Origin of the sequence: Pseudomonas sp. 25 R 14, assembly GCF_900004755.1 — a bacterium.
Taxonomy (GTDB): Bacteria; Pseudomonadota; Gammaproteobacteria; order Pseudomonadales; family Pseudomonadaceae; genus Aquipseudomonas; species Aquipseudomonas brenneri.
In genome coordinates this window covers 128,066-137,721 of record NZ_CVTS01000046.1, presented here as the reverse complement: position 1 = coordinate 137,721, position 9,656 = coordinate 128,066, and the positions used below count along the sequence as shown (strand labels likewise).

Annotated in this window: 8 protein-coding genes and 4 tRNA genes; 5 read left to right on the top strand and 7 right to left on the bottom strand. The window is 60.4% G+C overall.

Annotation, left to right across the window (positions count from 1 at the left end):
* Both BFQ03_RS16030 and BFQ03_RS16025 read left to right on the top strand, forming a co-directional pair.
* Nucleotides 1-976, top strand: a 976-nt coding sequence (locus tag BFQ03_RS16030; RefSeq protein WP_175403904.1) for an ATP-binding protein, incomplete at its 5' end; no start/stop codon positions are given.
* Nucleotides 976-1,668: a response regulator gene (locus BFQ03_RS16025; RefSeq protein ID WP_032859288.1), complete on the top strand. Its 693-nt coding sequence runs from the start codon at nt 976-978 to the stop codon at nt 1,666-1,668. The genes BFQ03_RS16030 and BFQ03_RS16025, both read left to right, overlap by 1 nt.
* Nucleotides 1,669-1,755: 87 nt before the next feature.
* On the opposite strand, the gene BFQ03_RS16020 is transcribed toward BFQ03_RS16025, so the two are convergent.
* The 4 genes from BFQ03_RS16020 to BFQ03_RS16000 form a co-directional block, all read right to left on the bottom strand.
* Nucleotides 1,756-1,832, bottom strand: a tRNA-Asp gene (locus BFQ03_RS16020).
* 19 nt (nt 1,833-1,851) lie between these two features.
* Nucleotides 1,852-1,927: transfer RNA gene (locus tag BFQ03_RS16015), tRNA-Val, on the bottom strand.
* Between the two features lie 419 nt (nt 1,928-2,346).
* A tRNA-Asp gene (locus BFQ03_RS16005) sits at nt 2,347-2,423 on the bottom strand.
* A 19-nt stretch (nt 2,424-2,442) separates the two neighbouring features.
* Nucleotides 2,443-2,518 (bottom strand) — tRNA-Val (locus tag BFQ03_RS16000).
* 159 nt (nt 2,519-2,677) lie between these two features.
* On the opposite strand from BFQ03_RS16000, the gene rdgC reads away from it, so the two are divergent.
* The 3 genes from rdgC (at nt 2,678) to sugE (ending at nt 5,134) form a co-directional block, all read left to right on the top strand.
* Nucleotides 2,678-3,598 (top strand): recombination-associated protein RdgC, encoded by a 921-nt coding sequence (rdgC, locus tag BFQ03_RS15995; RefSeq protein WP_032859287.1) that lies wholly within the window; start codon nt 2,678-2,680, stop codon nt 3,596-3,598.
* Between the two features lie 158 nt (nt 3,599-3,756).
* Nucleotides 3,757-4,713, top strand: a complete 957-nt coding sequence (locus BFQ03_RS15990) for a bile acid:sodium symporter family protein (protein ID WP_032859285.1) — start codon at nt 3,757-3,759, stop codon at nt 4,711-4,713.
* Nucleotides 4,714-4,819: 106 nt separating this feature from the next.
* On the top strand, nt 4,820-5,134 hold the full coding sequence (gene sugE / locus BFQ03_RS15985; RefSeq protein ID WP_065943540.1) for a quaternary ammonium compound efflux SMR transporter SugE: 315 nt from the start codon (nt 4,820-4,822) through the stop codon (nt 5,132-5,134).
* 86 nt (nt 5,135-5,220) lie between these two features.
* On the opposite strand, the gene BFQ03_RS15980 is transcribed toward sugE, so the two are convergent.
* From BFQ03_RS15980 to BFQ03_RS15970, 3 genes are all read right to left on the bottom strand, one after another.
* Entirely contained in the window at nt 5,221-7,095 is a 1,875-nt protein-coding gene (locus tag BFQ03_RS15980; RefSeq protein WP_032859282.1) for an MFS transporter, read from the bottom strand.
* Between the two features lie 66 nt (nt 7,096-7,161).
* The gene (locus BFQ03_RS15975) at nt 7,162-8,316 is read right to left on the bottom strand and encodes a TDT family transporter (protein ID WP_065943539.1); all 1,155 of its coding nucleotides are present in this window, start codon (nt 8,314-8,316) and stop codon (nt 7,162-7,164) included.
* 92 nt (nt 8,317-8,408) lie between these two features.
* The gene (locus BFQ03_RS15970; RefSeq protein ID WP_065943538.1) at nt 8,409-9,593 is read right to left on the bottom strand and encodes an MFS transporter; all 1,185 of its coding nucleotides are present in this window, start codon (nt 9,591-9,593) and stop codon (nt 8,409-8,411) included.
* Nucleotides 9,594-9,656 lie beyond the last annotated feature (63 nt).

Here is a 9,656-nt window from a genome sequence, read left to right as displayed (position 1 = left end):
CAGCGTGAGCGCCGGTGGGCTGCCGATCGACGACAGCATCGCGCAATGGACCTACGACCACGGCCACCCCGCCGGCCACGGCACCGACACCTTGTCGGCGGCCAAGGGCTGCTACTTGCCGCTCAAGGCGCCGATGCGCGTGCGCGGCGTGCTGGTGCTGGAGTTGGCCCAACGCGATCGCTTGCACGACCCGCAGGAACGCCGCCTGCTGGAAGCCTGCATGAGCCAACTGGCGATTGCCCTGGAGCGTGTGCATTTCGTCGAAGTGGCGCAAAGCACCCTGGTGCAGATGGAAGGCGAGAAAATGCGCAACACCCTGCTCGCGGCGATTTCCCATGACCTGCGCACCCCACTGACCACCTTGATTGGCGCCGCCGAGACCGCCCTGCCCCACGCCCCGCCGGGGCCACTGAACGAGCTGCTGCACGGCATCCATGAACAAGCCACTTCCATGCAGCGGCTGATCGAAAACCTGCTGGACATGGCGCGCATGCAAGAGCGCGGCGTGCGCCTGAACCGCCAATGGCACTTGCTGGAAGAAATCGTCGGCAGCGCCCTGCGCCAATTGCGCGAACCGTTGGCGCGACACCGCGTACACACCACGCTCGACGCAAACTTACCGCTGGTGGAAGTCGACGCGCTGCTGATCGAGCGGGTGCTGGTCAACCTGCTGGACAACGCCGCCAAATACACCCCGCCAGGCACCACCATCAGCGTGACCGCCAGCCAGGCCGGCGAGCACATTGTGCTGGAGGTCAGCGACACCGGCCCCGGTTGCGCGCCGGCCAATCTGTTTGAGCCCTTCACGCGCGGCCAGCAGGAATCGTCGGTGGCCGGCATCGGCCTGGGCCTGGCATTGGTCAAGCGCATCGTCGAGGCCCACGGCGGGCATATCGAAGCAAACCCCGGCCGCAAGGGCGGCATGCATTTCACCCTCACGCTACCCGCAGGCACCCCGCCTGCCATGGAACCCTAATGAGCACTGCACGCATTCTGATCGTTGAAGATGAGGCCAATATCCGCCGTTTTGTACGCATAGCCCTGCAAGATGAAGGCTTTCAGGTGTTCGAGGCCGACAGCGTCAAGCGTGCGCTGATCCATGCCGCCAGCCGTCAGCCGGACCTGGTGATTGTCGACCTTGGCTTGCCAGACAGCGATGGCAAGCAACTGATCAGCGAACTGCGTGGCTGGCTGGCGGTGCCGATCCTGGTGTTGTCGGCGCGTGACCGTGAAGAAGAGAAAGTCGCCGCCCTGGATGCGGGTGCCGATGATTACCTGACCAAGCCGTTCGGCGTGCCCGAGTTACTCGCACGCATCCGCGCCCAACTGCGCCGGCATGGGCATACCGGCACCGTGGTGGCCACCAGCAAGGTGGCGTTTGGCGAGATTGCAGTCGACCTGGCGACCCATCAAGTGTGGCGCTCAGGCCAACCGGTACACTTGACGCCCATTGAGTACCGCTTGCTCTGCGCAATGATTCGCGGCCAGAACCGCGTACTGACGCACCGGCAGTTGCTGCTGGAAGTGTGGGGGCTGGATTACGTCGACCGCGCACATTATCTACGGGTGCATATGGCGCATTTGCGGCAAAAGCTGGAGGTGGATCCGGCGCAGCCACAGTATTTCATTACCGAACTGCAGGTGGGTTACCGGCTGGTGGGGTTGTAGAACAGCAAACCCCAGGCACAAAAAAGCCCGCTCAGTGAGCGGGCTTTGCGTGGTGACCTGGCGTTCAGCGTTCCAGGTTACCGAATATGGCGCAGCGGACGGGACTCGAACCCGCGACCCCCGGCGTGACAGGCCGGTATTCTAACCGACTGAACTACCGCTGCGCGTAACACATCAAGCGAATGGTGGGTGATGACGGGATCGAACCGCCGACCCTCTGCTTGTAAGGCAGATGCTCTCCCAGCTGAGCTAATCACCCTTCACTTTCGGTGTGGGACGCATCATATACGAAAATTTCGCAATGTGTTGATTTAAATGCAATTTATTTGAAATATCTTTTCCACAACGGCATACACCCTTGAAAACCGGCGCTTATCGGCTTCTATAGCTGTGAACCGCGCAACTTCATGGTCACCACGCGCTGGAACTTCTAAACCTCCAATAAAAAACGCCCCCGGTCATCGGAAATGACCAAGGGCATTTTGTAGGAGCGAGCTTGCTCGCGAAAATCGTCAACGATGACGCGCGCATCCTGAAAAAACACAGCGCCCTCAGGTTCTTCGCGAGCAAGCTCGCTCCTACAAAAAGCAGGAAGGTAAACCCCAGACAGCAAAAAGCCCGCTCAATGAGCGGGCTTTCTGTGGTCACCTGGCGTTCAGCATTCCAGGTTACCGAATATGGCGCAGCGGACGGGACTCGAACCCGCGACCCCCGGCGTGACAGGCCGGTATTCTAACCGACTGAACTACCGCTGCGCGTAACACATGAAGCGAATGGTGGGTGATGACGGGATCGAACCGCCGACCCTCTGCTTGTAAGGCAGATGCTCTCCCAGCTGAGCTAATCACCCTTCGTTTCGGTGTGGCGCGCATTCTACGGAGCGACCCCAAGTCTGGCAAGCACTTTCTTAAATCTTTTTTTTCAGCCCTTCCAATGGCTTAGGCAGGGTTGGCCTCAGACGCTATCAAGAGAATAATGCCCCACTTTGTATAAAGGAGAGACTCACCCCATGTGGTTCAAGAACCTGCTTATCTATCGCCTGACCCAAGATCTGCCTGTTGATGCCGAGGCGTTGGAAACTGCAATGGCCACCAAACCGGCGCGCCCTTGTGCAAGCCAGGAGTTGACCACTTACGGTTTCGTCGCGCCTTTTGGTAAAGGTGAAGACGCGCCCCTGGTGCACGTCAGCGGTGACTTCCTGCTGATCGCTGCGCGCAAGGAAGAACGTATCCTGCCGGGTAGCGTGGTGCGTGATGCGGTGAAGGAAAAGGTCGAAGAGATCGAAGCCGAGCAAATGCGCAAGGTCTACAAAAAGGAACGCGACCAGATCAAGGATGAAATCATCCAGGCGTTCCTGCCACGTGCCTTTATCCGTCGCTCGTCGACCTTCGCCGCCATCGCGCCGAAACAGGGGCTGATCCTGGTGAATTCGGCCAGCCCCAAGCGCGCCGAAGACCTGCTGTCGACCCTGCGTGAAGTGATCGGCACCCTGCCGGTACGCCCACTGACCGTGAAAACCGCGCCAACCGCCGTCATGACCGACTGGGTCACCACCCAGAAACCGGCCGATGACTTCTTCGTCCTCGACGAGTGCGAACTGCGCGACACCCACGAAGACGGCGGTATCGTGCGCTGCAAGCGCCAGGACCTGACTGGCGAAGAAATCCAGCTGCACCTGAGCACCGGCAAAGTCGTGACCCAACTGTCCCTGGCCTGGCAGGACAAATTGTCCTTCATGCTCGACGACAAGATGACGGTCAAGCGCCTGAAGTTCGAAGACCTGCTGCAAGACCAGGCTGAACAGGACGGCGGTGACGAAGCCCTGGGCCAACTGGATGCCAGCTTTACCTTGATGATGCTGACCTTTGGCGACTTCCTGCCGGCGCTGGTAGAAGCACTCGGCGGTGAAGAGACCCCGCAAGGTATCTAAGCCGTGTGAAGATCAAAATGTGGGAGCGGGCTTGCTCGCGAATGCAGTGTGTCAGTCGCGCAATGAGTTAACTGATCCACCGTATTCGCGAGCAAGCCCGCTCCCACATTTGATCCGGTTTCCACCCTGGTTACTTTTCTAATAATAAGGACATCCCCATGCGTGCACTCGCCGCCCTGAGCCGCTTCGTCGGCAATACCTTCGCCTACTGGGTGCTGATCTTTGCCGTGGTTGCGTTCCTGCAGCCCACTTGGTTTATCGGCCTCAAAGGCGCCATCGTGCCGCTGCTGGGCCTGGTGATGTTTGGCATGGGGTTGACCCTCAAACTTGAAGATTTCGCCGAGGTCGCTCGTCACCCGTGGCGTGTGGCACTGGGTGTGGCCGCACAGTTTGTGATCATGCCCAGCGTGGCCTGGTTGCTGTGCCAGGTTTTCCAACTGCCGCCGGAAATCGCCGTCGGTGTGATCCTGGTCGGTTGTTGCCCAAGCGGCACCTCCTCCAATGTCATGACCTGGCTGGCCCGTGGCGACCTCGCGCTGTCGGTGGCCATCTCCTCCATCACCACCCTCCTCGCCCCGCTGCTGACGCCAGCGCTGATCTGGCTGCTGGCTTCGGCCTGGCTGCCGGTGTCGTTCATGGAGTTGTTCTGGTCGATCCTGCAAGTGGTGGTGCTGCCTATCGTCCTTGGCGTAGCAGCCCAACGCCTGCTGGGGGCTCGTGTGCGGCACGCCGTTGAGGTATTGCCACTGGTATCGGTGGTCAGCATCGTGCTGATCGTCGCAGCCGTAGTCGCAGCGAGCCAGGCGAAGATCGCCGAATCGGGCCTGCTGATCATGGCGGTGGTGATGCTGCACAACAGCTTCGGCTACTTGCTCGGTTACTTCACCGGCCATGTGTTCAAACTGCCGCTGGCGCAACGCAAGTCGTTGGCGCTGGAAGTGGGCATGCAGAACTCGGGGTTGGGAGCCGCGCTGGCCAGCGTGCACTTTTCGCCGCTGGCGGCGGTACCCAGCGCCTTGTTCAGCGTCTGGCACAATATTTCCGGGGCGTTATTGTCGACGTATTTCCGCCGGATGAGCGAAAAAGAAGACCGCAAGGCCCTCGCCGAAACTTGATCGGACGCGGGCTTTTCGGCACTCTACGCACCTTCGCGGGGACGACCCCGCGACTCGTTTGAGCATTCAATCCGGGGACGGCCCCACTTCTAAAAGGAAGGTCTTTATGTCCTGGGTCATTCTGTTTTTCGCCGGGCTGTTTGAAGTTGGCTGGGCCGTCGGCCTGAAATACACCGATGGTTTCAGCAAACCGCTGCCCACCGCCCTGACGATTGCCGCCATGGCCGTCAGCCTTGGCCTGTTGGGGCTGGCCATGAAGGAGTTGCCGCTGGGCACCGCCTATGCCATCTGGACCGGTGTCGGCGCCGTGGGCACGGTGATCGCCGGGATTATCCTGTTTGGCGAGTCCATGGCGCTGTTCCGGTTGGCCAGTGTGGCGTTGATCATTGCCGGGTTGATTGGTCTCAAGATCAGCGCCTGATGCTGTTGTAGGAGCCGGCTTGCCGGCGATGAGGCCCTTGAATCCCGTAATGGATTTGCGGACGCCATCGCCGGCAAGCCGGGCACCTACAGGGTGGTGCCACGCAATGCCAGCACTTGTTCCTGTAATGCCTCTGGCGTCGCCTGCTCCACCGTCAACGACGGCCCCGCCACCAACGTCACCCGCGACCAGATCCGGTGAAAGATCCCCTTGTTCGGATCGCGGCTGAAAAAGCTCCCCCATAACCCTTGCAACGCCATGGGAATCACCGGCACCGGGGTTTCCTCAAGAATCCGCGTCACCCCACTCTTGAACTCGTTCATCTCACCGTCGGCGGTCAATTTGCCTTCCGGGAAGATACACACCAGCTCACCGTCCTTCAGGTATTGGCTGATACGCTGGAAAGCCTTTTCGTAGATCTCCAGGTCTTCATGGCGCCCGGCAATCGGAATCGTCCCGGCCGTGCGGAAGATAAAGTTGAGCACCGGCAAACGGTAGATCTTGTAATACATCACAAAACGAATCGGCCGACGCACCGCACCGCCAATCAGCAATGCATCGACAAACGACACATGGTTGCACACCAGCAACGCCGCGCCTTCGTCCGGGATATGTTCCAGGTTGCGATGCTGCACGCGGTACATGGAGTGGCCGAGCAGCCAGATCATGAAGCGCATGGTGAACTCGGGGACAATCCTGAAGATGTAGGTATTGACCGCAATGTTAAGCAGCGACACCACCAGGAACAGCTCGGGGATCGACAGCTTGGCCACGCTCAGCAGCAGGATCGTGACAATCGCCGAAACCACCATGAACAGCGCATTGAGGATGTTATTAGCGGCAATCACCCGCGCCCGCTCGTTCTCGGCGGTGCGCGACTGGATCAGGGCGTACAGCGGCACGATGTAGAAACCGCCAAACACCCCAAGGCCAAGGATATCGGCCAATACCCACCAGGCCTGGCCATAGCTCAAGACCGTCAGCCAGTCATTGGCCTGGACGTTCTGCGGGAAGCCGCCAGAGTGCCACCACAGCAACAGGCCAAATACCGTCAGGCCGAACGAGCCAAAAGGCACCAGGCCGATTTCCACCTTACGCCCGGAGAGTTTTTCGCAGAGCATCGAGCCCAGGGCGATACCGACCGAGAATACGGTGAGGATCAGGGTGACCACGGTCTCATCGCCATACAGCCACTCTTTGGCGTAGGCCGGGATTTGCGTGAGGTAGATCGCCCCGACAAACCAGAACCACGAGTTGCCGACAATCGAGCGCGACACGGCGGGCGTTTGCCCCAGGCCCAGGCGCAAGGTGGCCCAGGATTGACTGAAGATATTCCAGTCCAGGCGCATCTCGGGGCTCGATGCCGCCGCGCGAGGGATGCCACGGCTGGCCAGGTAACCCAGCACGGCAATGGCGACAATCGCGGTGGACACCACCGGCGCGTAGTGGGTTGAGGACATCATGACCCCGGCACCGATGGTCCCGGCGAGGATCGCCAGGAACGTGCCCATTTCCACCAGGCCGTTGCCGCCCACCAGCTCTTCTTCACGCAGGGCCTGGGGCATGATCGAGTACTTCACCGGACCAAACAGCGCCGAATGGGTACCCATGGCAAACAGGGCCAGCAGCATCAGTTCCAGGTGGTTGGTCATGAAACCCACGGCGCCGACGGCCATGATCACGATCTCGCCGATCTTGATCGCGCGGATCAGCGCATCCTTGTTGAATTTCTCGCCAAACTGCCCGGCCAGGGCCGAGAACAGGAAAAACGGCAAGATAAACAGCAAGGCGCAGAGGTTGACCCAGATCGAGCGGTCGCCCTCGATGGCCAGCTTGTAGAGAATGGCGAGGATCAACGACTGCTTGAAGATATTGTCGTTGAACGCCCCCAGGGACTGGGTGATGAAGAACGGCAAAAAGCGCCGTTTGCGCAGCAAAGTGAATTGCGAGGGGTGACTCATCGTCCGTGTTCCTGCGTGGCCTGAAGGCTTTATTGGTTTTCAGGCCACGACTTTACCTAATCCTGCTTACTTATTCCCCAATCCTGCAATGCACGGTGAAACAAACAGCTCACCTTTATAGGCACCCTGCACCGTGCGCTTGCTGACAACCAGCCACATCAGGGCCAGGGCGGCGACCAGCACGCTGCCGGTCACGCTGAAAAATGCCAGGTGCAAGGTACTGCCCAGTTTCAGCGTGGTCAGGGCATACACCCCCAACGGGAAGGTAAAGCCCCACCAGCCCAGGTTGAACGGAATACCGGCGCGCAGGTAACGCAGGGTGATCAGCACTGCGATCAACATCCACCACAGGCCAAGGCCCCACAGGGTGATGCCGGCAACCAACCCCAGGCCTGCGGCAATCTCACCGATCCCGGCAAAACCATTGGCGGCGAAGATGGCCGGCGCGTCCTGGCCCAGCAGCAACATGCCCAGGGCGCCGGTGCCGATCGGGCCAAGAGCCAGCCAGCTCGACGCCGCCATATTGGCGTGGGGCAGTTTATGCAAGGCCATGCGCAGCATCAGGATGGTCAGAATGCTGAAGGCCACGGGCAGGGAAAATGCCCAGAGCACGTAGCTGGTCACCAGCATCACCAGTTGCGCATGGGCATCGGCCAGGTGCGGCGCCAACAAGCCACCACTGGCGGCGGCGACTTCGGCGGCCACCACCGGCAGCAGCCAGACGGCCGTCATCTGGTCGATGCTGTGCTCTTGACGGGTAAACATCATGAACGGGATCAACACCCCGCACGCCAATGCCATGGCCACGTCCAGCCACCACAGGGCTTGAGCCAGTTGCACCACGCCCTCGCCCCAGCGCGGCAGGCCAAACAGCAGCAGGCCATTGATGATGGTCGCCAGGCCCATGGGGATGGTGCCGAAAAACATCGAGACCGTGGAGTGCCCGAAAATCCGCCGTGCCTCGTCATAGAACATCACCCAGCGCGCCGCGTATAAGCCGCTGAACAACACAAACAGGAAAATCGTCAGCAGCCACAGCCCTTCGGCGATGGCATAGACGCCCGGCAGTTGCACCGGCAATTGCGCCAGGGCCAATGCCAGCACGCCGGTCCCCATGGTGGCGGCGAACCAGTTGGGGGTGAACTGGCGAACCACTTCCCTGGGGCCGGTCAGGTGGCTGAACGGCTTGTAACTGCTGGTGATGCTATTGGGGCACGTCATGGCTAAATCCTCTTCCTCGTATGAGGTTGAGCCCATGATAGAAGCCGAACGAATATCTATATAACGGGTAATATCTCTAACTGTTATCTGTTTTACCTATATACAGCTTTGACGGGTGCTTGCCTCATCAGGCCAATCAAGGCGCCAAGCGCCAATATGATCAACACCACACCGTAGCCGTCAGTGGTCGCGATCAGGCCAAAACTGCGGGTCAGGTTGCCTGCCAGCAAAGACGGCAGGCAAAACGCCAGGTAACTCAGGACGTAAAACGCCGACATCAACCCGGCCCGCTCATGGGGCAACGCCAGGGGCACCACGCTACGCACCGCCCCAAGAAAACCTGCACCAAATCCGCTGCCAGCAATCAGCGTAGCGAAGAAAAACAGCGGCAGGCTGGCGCTGTGGACAGCGCCGAGGATCAACGCGACACCCACAGCCAACAGGCTTGCCCCCAGGCGCAGCACCTTGTCTGCCGGGCGATTGCGCAGGCTGAAGATCATCAGCGCACCGCTCAAGGTCAGCACCGCGACCAGACCGCCACCGATCAGGTTGGAGGTCGATCCGGTCGCCGCCCGCACCAGCGACGGTGCCAGCGACAAGTAGAAACCGCCCATCGCCCACACGGCGATATCCACCGGCAACGACAGCCACAAGGCCCTGCGCGCCTGGGGCGGCACGTGCAAAGTCGGCCATAGCGAAGCCAGCGCACCCGGCATGCGGCTGACACTCTCCGGCAGCCGCCACACAGACAGGCTCTGCAACAGCATCAGCCCGAACAAGGCCCAGTAGATCAACTGGGTGGGCAGCGGCGCGAACTCCACCAGCAAACTGCTGCCCATGGCGCCACAGGCCATGCCCAGCAACGGCGCGACACTGTTGACCAACGGGCCCTGCTGGCGGTCGGTATCGAGCAACGCGGCCCCCAGCACGGCGGTGGCCATGCCCGTGGCAAACCCTTGCAAGGTACGGGCAGCGATCAGCCAGGCGACACTGTCCGCGTGGATAAACAGCAGCATCGCCAGCATATTCAGGACCAACGCGACAAAGATCACGGGTTTGCGCCCCAGGTGATCCGACAACGAGCCGACCGTCAGCAACGCCGCCAACAGGCTCAAGGCATACACCCCAAAGATCAGCGTCAGGGTACCGGCGGAAAAATGCAGGCCTTCCTGGTAAAGGTGATACAACGGCGTCGGCGCGCTGGAGGCCGCGAGAAACGTCAGCAGAGTGATCGCCAGGAACACCAGGCTAGAACGGTGAGAAGTGACGCTGGACATGGGCACGCTCCGCTAAAGCTAATATTTTGCTTTTGCGCAGTGTGCTACTGCATCGAGCTTAAA

Excerpts from the sequence above, each read along its gene's own strand:
- BFQ03_RS16025 (WP_032859288.1), top strand. The coding sequence starts at position 976 with ATGAGCACTGCACGCATTCTGATCGTTGAAGATGAGGCCAATATCCGC.
- rdgC (WP_032859287.1), top strand. The coding sequence starts at position 2,678 with ATGTGGTTCAAGAACCTGCTTATCTATCGCCTGACCCAAGATCTGCCT.
- BFQ03_RS15990 (WP_032859285.1), top strand. The coding sequence starts at position 3,757 with ATGCGTGCACTCGCCGCCCTGAGCCGCTTCGTCGGCAATACCTTCGCC.
- sugE (WP_065943540.1), top strand. The coding sequence starts at position 4,820 with ATGTCCTGGGTCATTCTGTTTTTCGCCGGGCTGTTTGAAGTTGGCTGG.
- BFQ03_RS15980 (WP_032859282.1), bottom strand. The coding sequence starts at position 7,095 with ATGAGTCACCCCTCGCAATTCACTTTGCTGCGCAAACGGCGCTTTTTG.
- BFQ03_RS15975 (WP_065943539.1), bottom strand. The coding sequence starts at position 8,316 with ATGACGTGCCCCAATAGCATCACCAGCAGTTACAAGCCGTTCAGCCAC.
- BFQ03_RS15970 (WP_065943538.1), bottom strand. The coding sequence starts at position 9,593 with ATGTCCAGCGTCACTTCTCACCGTTCTAGCCTGGTGTTCCTGGCGATC.